A 17,267-nucleotide genomic window follows, 5' to 3' on the forward strand; every position below is an offset into this window, starting at 1 on the left:
TCCAGGCCGAGTGAGCCGGGTCACGTGCCCCGGCACGACTGACACGGGACCGGCCGCCGCGCGACGGGCGGTCGGCAGGATGACCCGGGCGGCGCCACGCGCGCCGTCCGGCACACCCGGCAGACGGTGACTTCGATCTCCGGCCCTGCGCGCCCCATGCGCAGGCCGCCGCGTCACCGCGACAGCCTCAAAAAGCCCCATGGGCCAACAGACAACAGGCAGGGAGGACAGGGCATGGCCGCCGCACGGACGCTTCGGCGCATCCTCGATACGTTCTATCTCATCGGCGGGATCCTCGCCTCGCTCTTCCTGATCGCGATCCTCGCGATCATCGTGCTGCAGATGCTGGCGCGCTGGACCGGGCATGTCTTTCCCGGCGCCACCGACTACGCCGGCTACTGCATGGCCGCGGCGTCCTTCTTCGCCTTCGCCTACGCGCTCAACCACGGCGCCCACATCCGGGTCTCGCTGCTCCTCACCGGGCTCGGCAGGCACCGCTGGTGGGGCGAGCTCTGGTGCTTCGGCATCGGCACCGCGATCTCGACTTGGTTCGCGTGGTACGCGATCCGCGGCAACCAGATCTCGTGGCGCTTCAAGGAACTGAGCCAGGGGCTCGACGCGACGCCGATGTGGATCCCGCAGCTGTCGATGTCGATCGGCACCGTCATGCTCGCCGTGGCGTTCTGGGACCACCTCGTGCGGCTGATCTTCACCGGGTCGCACGGCATCACCACCGACCTCGTCGACCAGAGCCAGGGAGAATGAGTTGGAACAGCTGATCCCCATCGGAATCTTCCTCTTCGTCCTTTTCCTGCTGCTGGGCTCCGGCGTCTGGGTGGGCCTTGCGCTGATGGGCGTGGCCTACGTCGGCATGGAGATTTTCACCTCGCGCCCCGCCGGCGACGCGATGATCACCAAGATCTGGTCGTCCTCCTCGAGCTGGACGCTCACCGCGCTGCCGCTCTTCATCTGGATGGGCGAGATCCTCTACCGGACACGATTGTCGGAGGACATGTTCAAGGGCCTGAGCCCGTGGATGGCGCGGCTGCCCGGCGGGCTCGTGCACACCAACATCGTGGGCTGCACCGTCTTCGCGGCGGTCTCGGGCTCGTCGGCGGCGACGCTGACCACGGTCGGCAAGATGTCGATCCCCGAGCTGCGCCGGCGCCACTATCCCGAGACCATGGTCATCGGCACGCTGGCGGGGGCCGCGACGCTGGGGCTGATGATCCCGCCCTCGCTGACGCTCATCGTCTACGGCGTGACCATCAACGAGAGCGTCACCAAGCTCTTCATGGCGGGCGTTCTGCCGGGCCTCGTGCTGGCGCTGATGTTCATGGGCTACGTGGCGGTGATGTCGTGGACGTCCAAGGACTTCAACCCGACGCCCGAGCCCCACATGTCCTTCGTCGAGAAACTCAAGAACTCGCGCTTCCTGATCCCGGTGATCTGCCTGATCGTCGTGGTCATCGGCTCGATGTACATGGGCTGGGCGACGGCGACCGAGGCCGCGGCCTTCGGCGTCATCGGCTCGCTGATCCTCGCGGCGGCGCAGGGCTCGCTGAGCTGGGGCACCTTCAGCGAGAGCCTCATGGGCGCGGTGCGTACCTCGGCGATGATCGCGCTGATCCTCGCGGGTGCCTCGTTCCTGTCGCTGTCGATGGGCTTCACCGGCATCCCGCGCGGGCTCGCCGACCTGATCGCCAGCTGGGAGCTGTCGAAGTTCCAGCTGATCATGGCGCTGCTGGTGTTCTACATCATCCTCGGCTGCTTCCTCGACGGCATCTCGTCGGTGGTGCTGACCATGGCCGTGGTCGAGCCGATGATCCGGGCACAGGGGATCGACCTGATCTGGTTCGGCATCTTCATCGTGGTGGTGGTCGAGATGGCGCAGATAACGCCGCCCATCGGCTTCAACCTCTTCGTGCTGCAGGGCATGACCGGGCACGAGATGAACTTCATCGCCCGCGCCGCGATCCCGATGTTCCTCATCATGGTGGTCATGGTCTTCGTGCTCATCGTCTTCCCCGAGCTCGCCACGTGGCTGCCCGACAACATCCGCAAGGGCCCGGGCGGCTGATAAGGTGACCGAGGCCTGGACACATCTCGCGGCGGCCCCCTGGGTCGCCGCAATCGCCTTCGCCATCGTCTTCGTGGGCGCCGTGGTGCAATTCTCGCTCGGCATGGGCTTCGGGCTGACCGTGGCGCCGGTGCTGGCGCTCATCGACCCGGTGCTGGTGCCCTTCCCCGCCCTGCTCATGAGCTTCGCCGTCGCCGCGGGCGGCGCCCTGCGCGAGCTGCACGCGGTGCGATGGCACGCGGTCGTCTGCGCCGCCGGAGGCCGGGGCCTCGGCGCGGCCGTTGCCGCAATGCTGCTCGCGGGCATCGCCTCGGCGCAGGGCTTCAGCCTCGTGTTCGGGCTATTGGTGCTTGGCGCGGTAGCTCTGTCGGTGGCGGGGCTGAGACTTGGCTTCACCTACCGCAACCTGCTGGGCATGGGCGCGGTCTCGGGGGTGATGGCGACGATCACCTCGGTGGGCGCGCCGCCGCTTGCCATGGTGTTCCAGGGCCAGCCCGCGGGCAAGGCCCGCCCGACGCTCGCGGCGATCTTCACCTTCGGAACCCTGTTCTCGATCGCCGGGCTCTGGCTTGGCGGCTTCGCCGGGGTGCGCGAGCTGTGGCTGGCGCTGCTGCTGTCGCCCGCGGCGCTGGCGGGGTTCTTCGCCACGCGCCTGCTGGGCGGGTTGCTCGACACCCGCTACCGGGCGCTCCTGCTGGGCGTGAGCGGGCTTGCCGGGCTGGCGCTGGTGATCCGGGGGCTGGCATGAGCCCGCTGCTGGCCTGCGCCCGGCACGCGCGCTGGCTGCTGGTGGCGGGGCTCGTTGCCGGCGTCGCGGTGCCCGGCGTCGCATCGGCGGTGCGACCATGGCTGCCCGAGCTGGTGGCGCTGATGCTCTTCCTCGCCGCCCTCAGGATCGGCCCGCGCCGCGCCGTCGGCGCGCTCCACGAGCTGCGTGAGACCGCCGCCGTGCTGCTGGCGTGGCAACTCGCCCTGCCCCTCGCGGCACTGGCGCTCTTCGCCGCAACAGGTCTGCTTGGCCAGCCCGTCGCACTTGCGCTGATACTGATGCTTGCCGCCTCGCCGCTGGCGGGGAGCCCGAACCTCACCATGCTGGTCGGCGCCGACCCCGCCCCGGCACTGCGCCTGCTGATCCTCGGCACTGCGGCCCTGCCGCTCAGTGTCATTCCGGTGTTCTGGGCCCTGCCCGCCCTCGGCAGCGCCGCCGCGGTCAGCGGCTCGGTGCTGCGGCTGCTGATGACCATCGGACTTGCCGCGGGGCTCGCCTTCGCGCTGCGCCTGACGCTGATGAAGGCCCCCTCCGAGACCGCGCTCGCCCGCATGGACGGGCTCTCGGCACTGACCATGACGGTGATGGTGCTGGGGCTCATGTCCGCCGTGGGCCCTGCCCTCTCCGAGCGCCCGCTGGCGCTGGCCGGGTGGCTGGCGCTGGCCTGTGCCGCCAATCTCGGGCCGCAATGCGTGGTGGCGCTGCTGCTGAGGGGCCGGATGCCCGGCCCGCGCATCCCGGCGCTGGCCATCACCGCGGGCAACCGCAACATCGCGCTCTTCCTAGTGGCGCTGCCGCCCGAGACCACCGACGTGCTGCTGCTGTTCATCGGCTGCTACCAGGTGCCGATGTATCTGACCCCGCTCCTGATGACCCGCTTCTACGCCCGGCTGCGCTAGGCCACGTGCCCGGCGGGCCAGCGCGGCAGGAAACTGTCGCGCTCGGCGGCGATGAACTCCCACACGGTGCGGGCGGCGCCGCTCAGCGGGGCGTCGGTCGGGTGCAGCAGGAACCAGTGGCGCATGATCGGCAGCCCGGGAAGGTCCAGGGTCACCAGCCGCCCCGAGCGCAGTTCCTCGACCACCGTGTGATACGAGATGAGCGCGATCCCCAGCCCCGCGATCACCGCCTGCTTGATGGTCTCGTTGGTGCCCATCTCGGAGCGCTCATAGGGCTTGCCCTCGCCGATCCGGTCCAGAAACCGGGTCGCGAGGATGCGGGTGCCCGAGCCCTGCTCGCGCATCAGGATGATCTCGTTCAGCACCTCGTCGGGGGTGATGTCGCGCTTCGCGGCCAGCGGATGATCGGGCGGCGCGATCAGCACGTGCGGGTGATCCCCGAGCGAGATCGCCTCGAGCGCCGGCACCCGCGGCGGCCGCCCCATGATCGCGAGATCCAGCGCCCCGTCCTGCAACGCGCCGATGATGCTGTCGCGGTTGCCGATCTGTAGCAGTATCTCGATGTCGGGGCAGCTCCTGCGCAGGCGGGCGACGATGCCCGGGGCGAAATACTTGCCGGTCGAGACCACCCCCAGAACCACCGTCCCGGCGAGCCCCTTCTGCAACGCATCGATTCTTCGCAATGCGATCCGGAGACCCGCGTCGGCCCTCTCGTAGGCGTGCAGAAGCACCGCGCCTTCGGCGGTAACGGTGAAAGGACCGGACCCGTCCCGCGACAGCATGGCACAGCCAAAGGTATGGTCCAGGGCCTTGAGCTGGCTGTGCACCGCTGGGGCAGTGAGACCCAGCTCTTCGGCGGCACGCGAAATTGATCCAGTTCTTTCAACGGCTTCCAAAGCGCGAAGCTGTTTGAACGTCAGCGAGGCCAATCTGCGCATTAAACTTCTCCGAAAGAGAGATCAGATTTTTTAAATTTTCTAACAACGCCCGATGCGGAAGATCAAGCCTCAGTCACCCGTCGAGGAGGAGGCCTTGATGACCGACAGGAACCCCTATTCACCCGACGCGCCGATTCCGGCCCGTCTCCGCCCCGCGATGGAGGCGCTCGGCCGGGTCGGCCGCGACCTCGCCCGGCGCATTGCCCGCGGCCCGCTCGATGGCCGTCTCGACCGCACCGTGGGCGGCAACGCCGACGGCGACGCGCAAAAGGCGCTGGACGTGCTGGCCGACGCCGCCTTCCTCGCCGAACTCAGGGGCACCGGCATCCGCTGGTACGCCTCGGAAGAGCAGGACGACGTCACCGAGCTCGACCCCGCCGGGCGGCTGGCGCTGGCCATCGACCCCCTCGACGGCTCGTCGAACATCGAGACCAACGTCTCCATCGGCACCATCTTCTCGCTTCGCGAGGCCAGGGATGAGGGCGTGGCGAGCTTCCTGCGCCCCGGTCACGAGCAGCTGGCGGCGGGCTACATCATCTACGGCCCGCAGTGCATGATGGTCGTCACTTTCGGCGACGGGGTGCAGGACTACCTGCTCGACCCCGCAACCGGGCTTTTCACGCTGGTCAACACGCGGCTGACGATCCCCGAGGAAAGCGCCGAGTTCGCGATCAACGCGTCGAACTACCGGCACTGGTCGAAGCCCGTGCGCGCCTACATCGACGACTGCATCGCCGGCAGCGAGGGCCCCCGCGCCAAGAACTTCAACATGCGCTGGATCGCCTCGCTGGTGGCCGAGACCCACCGGATCCTCGTGCGGGGCGGGCTCTTCCTCTACCCCCGCGACGCCCGTCCCGGCTACGCCGATGGCCGCTTGCGCATGGTCTACGAATGCGCCCCCATCGCGCTGCTGATCGAGCAGGCGCAGGGCCGTGCCACCGACGCCACCACGCGCATCCTCGACAAGGTGCCGGGCTCGCTGCACGCCCGCACGCCCTTCGTCTTCGGCTCGACCTCCAAGGTCGACCGCATCACCGCCTACCATGACCTCCCCGAGCAGGAAATCTCTGCCCTCTTCGGCAACCGCGGCCTGTTCCGCGTCTGATCGCCCCCAGGAAAGACCAGCAAGTCCCATGAGCAAGAAGCATCCCATCATCTCGGTCACCGGCTCGTCCGGCGCGGGGACCACCACGGTCAAGACGACGTTCGACCAGATCTTCCGCCGTGAAGGCATCAAGGCGGTGAGCATCGAGGGCGACGCCTTCCACCGCTACAACCGCGCCGACATGAAGGCCGAGCTCGAGAGCCGCAAGGCCGCCGGGGACGAGACTTTCTCGCATTTCTCCTACGACGCCAACGAGCTGGGCGCGCTGGAGGACATCTTCCGCACCTACGGCGAGACCGGCAGCGGCAAGACCCGCCACTACATCCACGACGACGCCGAGGCCGAGCGCCACGGCACCCCGCCGGGCCACTTCACCGACTGGAAGCCTTTCGAGGATGGCAGCGACCTGCTGTTCTACGAGGGCCTGCACGGCGCGGTGAAGAACGACGAGGTCAACCTCTCGGCGCTGGCGGATCTCAAGATCGGCGTGGTGCCGGTCATCAACCTCGAATGGATCCAGAAGATCCACCGCGACAAGGCCTCGCGCGGGTACACCACCGAGGCGGTGACCGACGTGATCCTGCGCCGGATGCACGCCTACGTGCACTGCATCTGCCCGCAGTTCACCGAGACCGACGTGAACTTCCAGCGCGTGCCGGTGGTCGACACCTCGAACCCGTTCATCGCCCGCTGGATCCCCACCGCCGACGAGAGCCTCGTGGTGATCCGCTTCAAGAGCCCGCGGGGGATCGATTTCCCCTACCTGACCTCGATGATCCAGAACTCCTGGATGAGCCGGGCGAACTCGATCGTCATTCCCGGCGGCAAGATGGACCTCGCCATGCAGCTCATCTTCACGCCGATGGTCCAGCGGCTCGTCAACGAATCCAAGCGCGCCTGAGGGAGGCACAGATGACCCTTCAACAGACAATCTCGACCAGCACCGAAGACCAGATGGCCAACGCCATCCGCGCGCTCGCGATGGACGCGGTGCAGGCGGCGAACTCGGGCCATCCCGGCGCGCCCATGGGCATGGCCGACGTGGCAACGGTGCTTTTCAACCGCTTCATGAAGCTCGACCCGAAGGACCCCGGCTGGGCCGACCGCGACCGCTTCGTCATGAGCGCCGGACACGGCTCGATGCTGGTCTACGCGATCAACCACCTGCTGGGCTACGACGACATGCCGATGGACCAGCTGCGCCGCTTTCGCCAGCTTGGCAGCCGCACCGCCGGGCACCCGGAATACGGCCACGCCAAGGGCATCGAGACCACCACGGGACCACTCGGCCAGGGCATTTCCACCGCCGTCGGGATGGCGCTGGCCGAGCGCATGATGAACGCCCGCTTCGGCGACGATCTGGTGGACCACTACACCTATGTCATCGCCGGCGACGGCTGCCTGATGGAAGGCATCAGCCACGAGGCCATCGACCTCGCCGGACACCTTGGACTCTCCCGCCTGATCGTTCTCTGGGACGACAATGGCATCACCATCGACGGGGGCACCGACCTCTCCACCTCCACCAACCAGCTGGCGCGCTTCGCGGCCGCGGGCTGGCACGTTGCCTCCGTCGATGGGCATGACAAGACCGCCGTCGCGGCCGCACTCGAGACGGCGCGCGCCGAAGCCTCCCCCTCCCTGATCGCCTGCAAGACGATCATCGGCTTCGGCGCACCAAACAAGCAGGGCTCGCACGACGTGCACGGCGCGCCGCTGGGCGAGGCCGAGATCGCCGCCGCGCGCGAGACCCTCGGCTGGACCCACGCCCCCTTCGAGATCCCGCCCGAGGTCTACGACGGCTGGCGCGCGGTCGCGGCCCGCGGCGGCGACGCCCGCTCCGCCTGGGCGCGTCGGCTGGCTGACAGCCCCGACGCCTGGACCTTCCGCGCCGCCCACGCGCCGGTGGACGACGCCAGCCTCGATGCCGCGATCACCGCCTACAAGCACCGGCTGTCGTCGGACGCGCCCAAGGTGGCAACCCGCAAGGCCAGCGAGATGGCGCTCGAGATCGTCAACGGCACCCTGCCCAACACTGTCGGAGGCTCTGCCGACCTCACCGGGTCGAACAACACGAAGACCAGGGGCCAGGCTCCGGTGAAAGCCGGCGACTACGCCGGCAGCTACATACACTACGGCATCCGCGAGCACGGCATGGCGGCGGCGATGAACGGCATCGCGCTGCACGGCGGGCTGAAGCCCTACGGCGGCACCTTCCTCGCCTTCGCCGACTACTGCCGGCCGGCGATGCGGCTGTCGTCGCTGATGGGGCTGCCGGTGGTCTACGTCATGACCCACGACAGCATCGGGCTGGGCGAGGACGGGCCCACGCACCAGCCGGTCGAAACCATCGCCTCGTTGCGGGCGATGCCCAACCACCTCGTGTTCCGCCCCTGCGACGCGGTCGAGACCGCCGAGGCCTGGCAGATCGCGATGACCCAGACCGCGCGGCCCAGCACGCTGGCGCTGTCGCGGCAGGGCCTGCCCACGGTGCGCACCCGGCACACCGAGGCCAACCTCACCGCCCGCGGCGCCTATGTGCTGCGCGACGTGGCCCGGCGCGACGTGACGCTGATCGCCACCGGCTCCGAGGTCGAGATCGCGCTGGCCGCCTCCGAGGCGCTGGCCGCCGAGGGCATCGCCGTCGCCGTGGTTTCGGCCCCCTGCTTCGAGCTCTTCGCCGAGGCCACGCCCGAACAACGCGCCGCAGTGCTGGGCGATGCCCCGCGCATCGGCATCGAGGCCGCGATCCGGCAGGGCTGGGAGCTGATGCTGCGCCCCGAGGACGGCTTCATCGGCATGACCGGCTTCGGCGCCTCGGCGCCCGCCCCCGAACTCTACCGCCATTTCGGCATCACCGCCAACGCCGTGGCCGCGCTGGCGCGGCAACTCGTCTGACCAAGGGAGGACCCACCACATGGCACTGATCACGCTGAGGCAATTGCTGGATCACGCCGCCGAGCACGGCTACGGCGTTCCGGCCTTCAACATCAACAACATGGAGCAGGGCCTCGCGATCATGGAGGCGGCCGAGGGCTGCGACGCGCCGGTGATCCTGCAGGCCTCGCGCGGGGCCCGGAAATACGCGGGCGACATCATGCTGCGCCACATGGTGCAGGCGCTGGCCGAGATGTTCCCCGGCAACCACATCGTGATGCACCAGGATCACGGCAACAACGATGCCACCTGCCTGTCAGCGATCCGCCACGGCTTTACCAGCGTGATGATGGACGGCTCGCTCGAGGAGGACATGAAGACGCCCGCCTCCTACGAGTACAACGTCGAGATCACCCGCCGCGTCACCACCGCCGCCCACGCGGTCGGCGCCTCGGTCGAGGGCGAGCTGGGCGTGCTCGGATCGCTCGAGACGGGCGAGGCCGCGGCCGAGGACGGCTCGGGCGCCGAGGGAAAGCTCAGCCATGACCAGCTTCTGACAGATCCCGATCAGGCGGTGGATTTCGTGCTGGCCACCCGCTGCGACGCGCTGGCCATCGCCTGTGGCACCTCGCACGGGGCCTACAAGTTCACCCGCAAGCCCGACGGCGACATCCTGTCGATGGAGACCATCCGCCGGATCAACGAGAAGCTGCCGGACACGCATCTGGTGATGCACGGCAGCAGCTCGGTCCCGCAGGAGCTTCAGGACCTGATCAACGCCAACGGCGGGCGCATGCCCCAGACCTACGGCGTCCCGGTCGAGGAGATCGAGCGCGGCATCCGCATGGGCGTGCGCAAGGTCAACATCGACACCGACTGCCGCATGGCGATGACCGGCCAGTACCGCCGCATCGCGCAGGAAAAGCCCGAGGAATTCGATCCGCGCAAGTTCAACGCGCCCGCCATGGAAGAGCTGCGCAAGCTCTGCCGCGACCGGTTCGAACGCTTCGGCACCGCCGGACAGGCCTCGAAGATCAAGCCCGTCTCGCTCGACGACATGGCAAGCCGCTACGCCAGCGGCGCGCTCGACCCGAGGATCGCCGCGGCCGACGCCGCCTGATCCCCCCCCGCCAACGGACCGACCACGGACCGACGACGGACCGACCGCGGATCTGCATTCGCATTATGCTCACGGAGGAGAAGACCATGCTGGACAATGCCAAGACCGTCACCGACGCGAAGAAGCGCTACAGCGCTGGCGTGATGAAATACGCCCAGATGGGCTATTGGGAGCCGGACTACACGCCCAAGGACACCGACATCATCGCGCTGTTCCGGATCACCCCGCAGGACGGCGTCGACGAGGTCGAGGCAGCGGCGGCGGTGGCGGGCGAAAGCTCGACCGCGACCTGGACCGTGGTCTGGACCGACCGGCTCACCGCCTGCGACAAGTACCGGGCGAAGGCCTACCGCGTCGACCCGGTGCCGAACTCGCAGGGCGAGTTCTTCGCCTACATCGCCTATGACCACGACCTGTTCGAGCCGGGCTCGATTGCCAACCTCACCGCGTCGATCATCGGCAACGTCTTCGGCTTCAAGCCGCTCAAGGCGCTCCGGCTCGAGGACATGCGCCTGCCGGTCGCCTATGTGAAGACCTTCCAGGGTCCCGCCACCGGCATCGTGGTCGAGCGCGAGCGTCTCAACGCCTACGGCCGCCCGCTGCTGGGCGCCACGGTGAAGCCCAAGCTCGGCCTCTCGGGGCGCAACTACGGCCGCGTGGTCTACGAGGCGCTTAAGGGCGGGCTGGACTTCACCAAGGACGACGAGAACATCAACTCCCAGCCCTTCATGCACTGGCGGGACCGGTTCCTCTACTGCATGGAGGCGGTGAACCGTGCCTCCGCCGCCACCGGCGAGGTGAAGGGGACCTACCTCAACGTCACCGCCGGCACGATGGAAGAGATGTACGCGCGGGCGGAATTCGCAAAGTCGCTCGGCTCGGTCGTCATCATGATCGACCTCGTGATCGGCTACACCGCCATCCAGTCGATGGCCAAGTGGGCGCGGGACAACGACATGATCCTGCACCTGCACCGCGCCGGGCATTCGACCTACACCCGCCAGCGCTCGCACGGGGTCAGCTTCCGCGTCATCGCCAAGTGGATGCGTCTTGCCGGCGTCGACCACCTGCACGCGGGCACCGTCGTCGGCAAGCTCGAGGGCGATCCGGCCACGACCAAGGGCTACTATGATATCTTCCGCGAGGAATATAACCCGATGGCGCTCGAAAACGGCATCTTCTTCGACCAGGACTGGGCCTCGCTCAACAAGATGATGCCGGTGGCCTCGGGCGGTATCCACGCCGGCCAGATGCACCAGCTGCTGACCTATCTGGGCGAGGATGTCGTGCTGCAGTTCGGCGGCGGCACCATCGGTCACCCGCACGGCATCGAGGCGGGCGCCACGGCCAACCGCGTCGCCCTCGAGGCGATGGTCTTCGCCCGCAACGCCGGGCGCGACATCTGGAACGAGGGCGAGGACATCCTGCGCGACGCCGCCCGCACCTGCACGCCGCTGAAGCAGGCGCTCGACACCTGGAAGGACGTCACCTTCGACTACGCCTCGACCGACGCACCCGACTTCGCACCGACCCCCGAGGTGTCGATGTGAGCCTCTGCGGGGGGAGATGCCCCCTCTTCCCCCGCACCCTCTCCATTTCCGAAATTCCGACCTGAAAGGACATCCCATGCGACTGAGACAGGGCCAGTTCAGCTTTCTTCCCGACCTCACCGACGACGACATCCGCGTGCAGGCGCAATACGCCATCGACAACGGCTGGGCGGTCTCGGTGGAATACACCGACGATCCCCACCCCCGGAACAGCTACTGGGAGATGTGGGGCCACCCGATGTTCGACAACCGCGACGCCGCGGCAGCGGTCTACGAGGTGAACGAGTGCCGCAAGCAACACGGCTCGAAGTACATCCGGGTGCTGGCCTTCGACGCCACCCACGGCTGGGAATCGATCCGCATGAGCTTCATCGTGAACCGCCCCGCCGAGGAGCCCGGCTTCCGGGTGGTGCGGCAGGAGGGCGAGGGGCGGCAGATCCGATACACCATCGAGAGCTACGCCGTGCGCGAACCCGAGGGCGCGCGCTACGCCTGACCTGCCGCCCACCGGCAGGTGCCGGACCGGGGGGCTTTGCGCCCCCCGGACCCCCCGCAGGATATTTATGGCCATTGGAAGACAGGGAGCCCCGTAATGAATGCCGAGACACAAGTGGTGACGCCGAAGACCGTGGATCTGGCCGCTTCCTTCGAGGAGTCGGGGGTGGCCGAGGTGCTGCGCGAGCTCGACGAGGCGCTGGTCGGGCTGGCCCCGGTGAAGCAGCGGATCCGCGAGACGGCGGCGCTTCTGTTGGTGGACCGGGCGCGACGGCAGCTGGGGCTCGCCACCGAGACCCCGACCCTGCACATGTCCTTCACCGGCAACCCGGGCACCGGCAAGACCACGGTGGCGCTCAGGATCGCCGACCTGCTGCATCGGCTGGGTTACGTGCGCAAGGGCCACCTCGTGACGGTGACACGCGACGATCTGGTGGGGCAGTACATCGGCCACACCGCGCCCAAGACCAAGGAAGTGCTCAAGAAGGCCATGGGCGGCGTGCTCTTCATCGACGAGGCCTATTACCTCTACCGCCCCGAGAACGAGCGCGATTACGGCCAGGAGGCCATCGAGATCCTGCTGCAGGTGATGGAGAACAACCGTGACGATCTTGTGGTGGTGCTGGCGGGTTACGCCGACCGGATGGACCGGTTCTTCGCCTCGAACCCCGGCTTCCGCTCGCGCATCGCCCATCACATCGAGTTTCCCGACTACAGCGACGGGGAACTGGGCCGGATTTCCGAGACGATGCTCGCCGAACAGAATTACGTCTTTGACGAGGGTGGCAAGCGTGCGATGACCGAGTATATCGGCAAGCGACGCGCGCAGCCGCATTTCGCCAATGCGCGCTCGATCCGCAACGCGCTCGACCGGGCGCGGCTGCGACAGGCCAACCGGCTGTTCGAGACCTCGAGCGGCCCGCTCGACGCCACGGCGCTGAGCACCATAACTGAGGCGGACATCCGTGCCAGCCGGGTCTTCCTGGGCGGGCTCGACGTGGACCGCGCGCAAGACGAACGAGCGTGAGGAGACCTGCGCATGAGCTTTGACCGATCCATCAAGATCGCCCCGTCGATCCTGTCGGCGGATTTCGCAAACTTCGGCGCCGAGATCCGCGCCATCGAGGACCAGGGCGCCGACTGGGTCCATGTCGACGTCATGGACGGGCATTTCGTGCCCAACCTGACCTTCGGCCCGCCCGCCGTTAAGGCCTTTCGCCCGCATGTGAAGACCTTCATGGACGTGCACCTGATGATCGCGCCCGTGGATCCCTACATCGAGGCCTATGCCGAGGCCGGTGCCGACATGATCACCGCCCATATCGAGGCGGGCCCGCACATCCACCGCACCCTGCAGGCGATCCGCGCGCAGGGCGTGAAGGCGGGCGTGGTGCTGAACCCCGGCACCCCGGCCGAGGCCTGCGCCGACGTGCTCGACCTCTGCGACATGGTGCTGATCATGACGGTGAACCCCGGCTTCGGCGGGCAGAAGTTCATCCATTCCGGCGTCGAGAAGACCCGCAAGGTGCGCCAGATGATCGGCGACCGTCCGATCCACATCCAGATCGACGGCGGCATCACCCCCGAGACCGCGCCGCTGGTGGTCGAGGCCGGCGCCGACGTGCTGGTCGCGGGCTCCGCCGTCTTCAAGGGCGGCTCGGTCGACACCCCCGAGATCTACGGCCAGAACATGCGCGCGATCCGCGAGGCGGCCGAGGGCGCACGGGCAAAGGCGGCCTGAGCTGTGGCCGTCATGCCTCCGGTCTGCAACTTCGGATGGCGCGCGCCGGGCTTTCACCTGCCCGGCGTGGACGGCCGCAGGTATCGCTTCGATGACATCGCCGGGTCGAAGGGCACGCTGGTCATGTTCATCTGCAACCACTGCCCCTACGTGCTCGCGGTGCTCGACCGGATCGTCCGCGACGCGCGCGAACTGCAGGCGCTCGGCATCGGGGTGGCGGCGATCAGCGCCAATGATGCCCTCGCCTACCCGCAGGACAGTTTCGAGAACATGAAGGTCATGGCCGACGAGCGCGGTTTCCCCTTCCCCTACCTCTACGACGAGGCGCAGGGCGTCGCCCGCGCCTATGACGCCGCCTGCACGCCGGACTTCTTCGGCTTCGACGCCAAGGGCGGGCTGCAGTACCGCGGCAGGCTCGACGCTTCGCGCAAGGAAGCCGGCGCGCCCGACCTGAAGCGCGAGCTCTTCGAGGCCATGAGACAGGTCGCGGAAACCGGACACGGACCCCGGGAACAGATCCCTTCCATGGGCTGTTCGATCAAGTGGAAGGCCGCCTGAGCGGCACAGCAGAAGGACATCGCATGACCGCTCCCATGGCCGCCGACCCCAAGGCCGTCGTCTTCGACCTCGACGGCACGCTCATCGACAGCGCCCCCGACCTGCACCTCGCCGCCAACCTCGTGCTGCGCGACGAGGGCCTGCCCGAGATCAGCTTCGAACAGGCGCGCAGCTTCATCGGCAAGGGTGCGGGCGTTCTGATCTCGCGCGTTATGGAAGCCGTGGGGCTGGGCGACGACCCCGAGGAGCACGCCCGCCTGCTGGCCAAGTTCATGACCCATTACGAGGGCGAGCCCGCGAACACGCTGGTCTATCCCGGCGTGGTGGACGCGCTGGCGCGGCTCGAGACCATGGGCTGCGCCATGGGGCTCTGCACCAACAAGCCGGGCGCGCCCACGCGCATCGCGCTCGAGCATTTCGGGCTCGACCGCTTCTTCGCGGCCACCGCGACCGCCGACACCCTGCCCCAGCGCAAGCCCGATCCGGCGCCGCTGCACCATGTGGTGCGCGCGCTTGGCGCGGGCAGCGCGCTTTACGTCGGTGACAGCGAGGTCGATGCCGAGACTGCCCAGCGCGCCGGGCTGCCCTTTGCGCTCTACACCGGGGGCTACCGCAAGACGCCGCTCGCTGAGCTCTACCACAGCTACACCTTCGACCACTGGGACGAGCTGCCCGAGATCGTCTCGCGCCATTTCGCCCGCGTCGAGGCTTGACCCTGCGTGCGCTGATCTTCGACGTCGACGGCACGCTGGCCGAGACCGAAGAGGCGCACCGACAGGCCTTCAACGAGACCTTCGCCGCCCACGGGCTTGGCTGGGACTGGAGCCGCGACGACTATCGCCGGCTGCTGCGCACCACCGGCGGCAAGGAACGGATCCGGGCCTGGCTGTCCGAGATCGGCACCGCCGGGGACGCGGTCGACGTGCCCGCGCTGCACGCCGCCAAGACCGAGCGCTACGTCGCGAAGCTGCGCGCGGGCGGCCTTGCCCTGCGCGAGGGCGTGGCCGCGCTGGTCACGCGCGCGCGGGCGGCGGGGCTGGGGGTGCTGGTGACGCCCTCGCTCTACACCGAGCACGAGGAATTCGGCACAGCGCCGGTGCTGCGCTCGCTGGCGCGGGGCGCGTTGCCCGACGATCTGCGCGCAGCGCTCTCGGTCAGCGTCTGACCGCCACGAGGTCGATCAGCGCCGACATGCCCACATGGCCGGCGCCCTCGTCGAGTTCCGTCTCGTAGCTCTCCAGCACCTCGATCTCCATGTCGCCGAAGGCTTCGCGCAACAACTCGGGCGTGTAGAGGTTCTCGAGCACCTTGGGCCCGCCGGTGCCGTAGTCGAGCTGCTTCGGCGTGTAGCCGTGCAGCATCAGCGCGCCGCCGGGCTTCACCGCCGACTTCATCCGATCGAAGAGCCGGGCCCGCGCCTCGGGGCCGACGAACTGGATGAAGACCCCGAGCACGAGATCGTAGGCCGCCTCGGGCCAGTCCCAGGTCTCTATGTCGGCCACCTCGTACTGCACCGGGACGCCGCGTTCCTCCGCCAGCGCCCGCGCCTTGGCCACCGCCGAGGGCGCGCCGTCCCAGGCCGAGACGACAAGGCCCTGCTCTGCAAGGAAGACCGAGTTGCGCCCCTCGCCATCGGCAACCGACAGCGCCGTGGCGCCGGGCGTCAGCCGGTCCTCGTGGCGCCGCAGGAACAGCGCGGGGGCGCGTCCGAACACGTACTCCTTGGTCGAAAACCGTTCTTCCCACATGATGCCGCCTCCCTTGCGTTTCCCCAGAGCTAGGCATGTCCCGGACGCCCGGCAAGCGCCGCGTTGAAACCTTTCTTGCGGCATTGTCATTTGACGCTACATCACCGCTCCTGCCAGAAGCAGGAAAACACTCATGAAATCCCGAGCCTGTTCGGGACCCACCGGGGGAAGACGAATGAAGACCTTGCTCGCTTCACTGGCGATGACAGCCGCGCTTGCACTGCCCGCCCTCGCAGATCCCGACCCGACCGACTGGGCGGTCGTGACCGCCGAGGCGCAGGGCCAGACCGTCTACTGGAACGCCTGGGGCGGATCCGAGCCCGTCAACGCCTTCATCGGCTGGATCGGCGAGAAGGCCGCCGAGCAGGGCGTCACGCTCGAGCACGTCAAGCTGTCGGACACCGCCGAGGCGGTGAGCCGGGTGCTGGCCGAGAAGAGCGCCGGCAAGGACGAGGGCGGCGGCATCGACCTCATCTGGATCAACGGCGAGAACTTCGCCGCGATGAAGGATCAGCAACTGCTGTTCGGGCCCTGGGCCGAGGCGCTGCCCAACCGGCAGCTGACCAACCCGTCGAACGCGGCGCTGACGTCGGATTTCACCGTGCCGACCGAGGGCATGGAAAGCCCGTGGGGCCTTGCGCAGCTGGTGTTCTTCCATGACAGTGCCCGCCTCTCCGAGCCGCCGCGCAGCATGCCAACCCTGCTGGCCTGGACGCAGGCCAACCCCGGCCGCTTCTCTTATCCGCAGCCGCCGGACTTCATGGGCTCCACCTTTCTCAAGCAGGCGCTGATCGAGCTTTCGCCGGACATGATCGCCCTTGAAGGGCCGGTGGAGGACGCCGACTACGAGGCCACGACCGCGCCGCTCTGGGCGTTTCTCGACGCGCTCACTCCGAACCTCTGGCGGCAGGGCAAGGCCTACCCGCAGAACGCCGCGCGGATGATCCAGCTGATGGCCGACAACGAGATCGACATCGCCTTCGAGTTCAACCCCAACGCCGCCTCCAACGCCATCGCCAACGGCGAGCTGCCCGACACGGTGCGCAGCTACGTCCACGAGGGCGGCACCCTCGGCAACGCCAGCTTCGTCGCGATCCCCTTCAACGCCAATGCAAAGGCCGGCGCCATGGTGGTGGCCGACATCCTGCTCTCGCCCGAGGCGCAGGCGCGCATGGCAGATCCCGCGATGCTGGGCTTCGGCTCGGTGCTCGACTTCGACAAGCTCGAGGCCGCCGACGTGCAGCGCTTCGACGCCATCGACTACGGCCCCGCCGCCATCGCCTTCGACGAGATCGGTGCCCCCCTGCCCGAGCCGCACCCGTCGTGGATGGAGAAGCTCGAAGAGGACTGGGCGCAGCGCTACGGCGTGGCCGAGTGACGTGTCCCC

The 17,267-nt window shown here is 68.3% G+C and carries 18 protein-coding genes; 16 read left to right on the forward strand and 2 right to left on the reverse strand.

Annotated elements, in window-relative coordinates:
- Positions 1-234: 234 nt before the first annotated feature.
- Genes BLQ77_RS00265 through BLQ77_RS00280 form a run of 4 tightly spaced genes read left to right on the forward strand, consistent with a single transcriptional unit; the run spans position 235 to position 3,748 of the window.
- Positions 235-765, forward strand: coding sequence for a TRAP transporter small permease (locus BLQ77_RS00265; protein ID WP_089954051.1), 531 nt, complete (start codon positions 235-237; stop codon positions 763-765).
- Between the two features lies 1 nt (position 766).
- Positions 767-2,080: a TRAP transporter large permease gene (locus BLQ77_RS00270; RefSeq protein WP_089954053.1), complete on the forward strand. Its 1,314-nt coding sequence runs from the start codon at positions 767-769 to the stop codon at positions 2,078-2,080.
- Between the two features lie 4 nt (positions 2,081-2,084).
- Positions 2,085-2,828 carry a TSUP family transporter gene (locus tag BLQ77_RS00275; protein ID WP_089954055.1) on the forward strand — a complete coding sequence of 248 codons (744 nt, stop codon included), beginning with the start codon at positions 2,085-2,087 and terminating at the stop codon, positions 2,826-2,828.
- Entirely contained in the window at positions 2,825-3,748 is a 924-nt protein-coding gene (locus BLQ77_RS00280) for a hypothetical protein (RefSeq protein WP_089954058.1), read from the forward strand. Before BLQ77_RS00275 ends, BLQ77_RS00280 begins: the two co-directional genes overlap by 4 nt.
- Here BLQ77_RS00280 and cbbR read toward each other — a convergent pair.
- Positions 3,745-4,686 (reverse strand): LysR family regulator CbbR, encoded by a 942-nt coding sequence (gene cbbR, locus BLQ77_RS00285; protein WP_089954060.1) that lies wholly within the window; start codon positions 4,684-4,686, stop codon positions 3,745-3,747. The genes BLQ77_RS00280 and cbbR overlap by 4 nt on opposite strands.
- Before the next feature lie 97 nt (positions 4,687-4,783).
- On the opposite strand from cbbR, the gene BLQ77_RS00290 reads away from it, so the two are divergent.
- The 11 genes from BLQ77_RS00290 (at position 4,784) to BLQ77_RS00340 (ending at position 15,297) form a co-directional block, all read left to right on the forward strand.
- A complete protein-coding gene (locus BLQ77_RS00290; RefSeq protein WP_089954810.1) occupies positions 4,784-5,791 on the forward strand; it encodes a class 1 fructose-bisphosphatase in 1,008 nt (335 codons plus the stop codon).
- A 28-nt stretch (positions 5,792-5,819) separates the two neighbouring features.
- On the forward strand, positions 5,820-6,692 hold the full coding sequence (locus BLQ77_RS00295) for a phosphoribulokinase (protein ID WP_008885788.1): 873 nt from the start codon (positions 5,820-5,822) through the stop codon (positions 6,690-6,692).
- 11 nt (positions 6,693-6,703) lie between these two features.
- A complete protein-coding gene (gene tkt / locus BLQ77_RS00300; RefSeq protein ID WP_089954063.1) occupies positions 6,704-8,689 on the forward strand; it encodes a transketolase in 1,986 nt (661 codons plus the stop codon).
- 19 nt (positions 8,690-8,708) lie between these two features.
- On the forward strand, positions 8,709-9,788 hold the full coding sequence (fba, locus tag BLQ77_RS00305) for a class II fructose-bisphosphate aldolase (protein ID WP_089954066.1): 1,080 nt from the start codon (positions 8,709-8,711) through the stop codon (positions 9,786-9,788).
- A gap of 86 nt (positions 9,789-9,874) precedes the next feature.
- On the forward strand, positions 9,875-11,338 hold the full coding sequence (locus BLQ77_RS00310; RefSeq protein WP_089954813.1) for a form I ribulose bisphosphate carboxylase large subunit: 1,464 nt from the start codon (positions 9,875-9,877) through the stop codon (positions 11,336-11,338).
- Positions 11,339-11,414: 76 nt separating this feature from the next.
- Entirely contained in the window at positions 11,415-11,834 is a 420-nt protein-coding gene (locus BLQ77_RS00315; protein ID WP_008885562.1) for a ribulose bisphosphate carboxylase small subunit, read from the forward strand.
- Between the two features lie 96 nt (positions 11,835-11,930).
- On the forward strand, positions 11,931-12,860 hold the full coding sequence (gene cbbX / locus BLQ77_RS00320; RefSeq protein WP_089954068.1) for a CbbX protein: 930 nt from the start codon (positions 11,931-11,933) through the stop codon (positions 12,858-12,860).
- A gap of 12 nt (positions 12,861-12,872) precedes the next feature.
- On the forward strand, positions 12,873-13,574 hold the full coding sequence (gene rpe / locus BLQ77_RS00325) for a ribulose-phosphate 3-epimerase (RefSeq protein WP_089954071.1): 702 nt from the start codon (positions 12,873-12,875) through the stop codon (positions 13,572-13,574).
- 3 nt (positions 13,575-13,577) lie between these two features.
- Positions 13,578-14,132: a thioredoxin family protein gene (locus tag BLQ77_RS00330; RefSeq protein ID WP_089954073.1), complete on the forward strand. Its 555-nt coding sequence runs from the start codon at positions 13,578-13,580 to the stop codon at positions 14,130-14,132.
- Positions 14,133-14,155: 23 nt separating this feature from the next.
- Positions 14,156-14,845 carry a phosphoglycolate phosphatase gene (gph, locus tag BLQ77_RS00335; RefSeq protein WP_089954076.1) on the forward strand — a complete coding sequence of 230 codons (690 nt, stop codon included), beginning with the start codon at positions 14,156-14,158 and terminating at the stop codon, positions 14,843-14,845.
- Entirely contained in the window at positions 14,842-15,297 is a 456-nt protein-coding gene (locus BLQ77_RS00340) for an HAD family hydrolase (RefSeq protein ID WP_089954079.1), read from the forward strand. The genes gph and BLQ77_RS00340 overlap by 4 nt, the downstream gene beginning before the upstream one ends.
- Here BLQ77_RS00340 and BLQ77_RS00345 read toward each other — a convergent pair.
- Positions 15,287-15,880, reverse strand: coding sequence for an SAM-dependent methyltransferase (locus tag BLQ77_RS00345; RefSeq protein ID WP_089954083.1), 594 nt, complete (start codon positions 15,878-15,880; stop codon positions 15,287-15,289). The two genes, BLQ77_RS00340 and BLQ77_RS00345, sit on opposite strands and share 11 nt — an antisense overlap.
- A gap of 175 nt (positions 15,881-16,055) precedes the next feature.
- On the opposite strand from BLQ77_RS00345, the gene BLQ77_RS00350 reads away from it, so the two are divergent.
- The gene (locus BLQ77_RS00350; protein WP_089954085.1) at positions 16,056-17,258 is read left to right on the forward strand and encodes an ABC transporter substrate-binding protein; all 1,203 of its coding nucleotides are present in this window, start codon (positions 16,056-16,058) and stop codon (positions 17,256-17,258) included.
- Positions 17,259-17,267: the final 9 nt, after the last annotated feature.

Source organism: Salipiger thiooxidans, from assembly GCF_900102075.1.
GTDB lineage: Bacteria > Pseudomonadota > Alphaproteobacteria > Rhodobacterales > Rhodobacteraceae > Salipiger > Salipiger thiooxidans.

Coding starts and splice junctions, on each gene's coding strand:
- BLQ77_RS00265 (WP_089954051.1), top strand. CDS start 235: ATGGCCGCCGCACGGACGCTTCGGCGCATCCTCGATACGTTCTATCTC.
- BLQ77_RS00280 (WP_089954058.1), top strand. CDS start 2,825: ATGAGCCCGCTGCTGGCCTGCGCCCGGCACGCGCGCTGGCTGCTGGTG.
- cbbR (WP_089954060.1), bottom strand. CDS start 4,686: ATGCGCAGATTGGCCTCGCTGACGTTCAAACAGCTTCGCGCTTTGGAA.
- BLQ77_RS00290 (WP_089954810.1), top strand. CDS start 4,784: ATGACCGACAGGAACCCCTATTCACCCGACGCGCCGATTCCGGCCCGT.
- BLQ77_RS00295 (WP_008885788.1), top strand. CDS start 5,820: ATGAGCAAGAAGCATCCCATCATCTCGGTCACCGGCTCGTCCGGCGCG.
- tkt (WP_089954063.1), top strand. CDS start 6,704: ATGACCCTTCAACAGACAATCTCGACCAGCACCGAAGACCAGATGGCC.
- fba (WP_089954066.1), top strand. CDS start 8,709: ATGGCACTGATCACGCTGAGGCAATTGCTGGATCACGCCGCCGAGCAC.
- BLQ77_RS00310 (WP_089954813.1), top strand. CDS start 9,875: ATGCTGGACAATGCCAAGACCGTCACCGACGCGAAGAAGCGCTACAGC.
- BLQ77_RS00315 (WP_008885562.1), top strand. CDS start 11,415: ATGCGACTGAGACAGGGCCAGTTCAGCTTTCTTCCCGACCTCACCGAC.
- cbbX (WP_089954068.1), top strand. CDS start 11,931: ATGAATGCCGAGACACAAGTGGTGACGCCGAAGACCGTGGATCTGGCC.
- rpe (WP_089954071.1), top strand. CDS start 12,873: ATGAGCTTTGACCGATCCATCAAGATCGCCCCGTCGATCCTGTCGGCG.
- gph (WP_089954076.1), top strand. CDS start 14,156: ATGACCGCTCCCATGGCCGCCGACCCCAAGGCCGTCGTCTTCGACCTC.
- BLQ77_RS00345 (WP_089954083.1), bottom strand. CDS start 15,880: ATGTGGGAAGAACGGTTTTCGACCAAGGAGTACGTGTTCGGACGCGCC.
- BLQ77_RS00350 (WP_089954085.1), top strand. CDS start 16,056: ATGAAGACCTTGCTCGCTTCACTGGCGATGACAGCCGCGCTTGCACTG.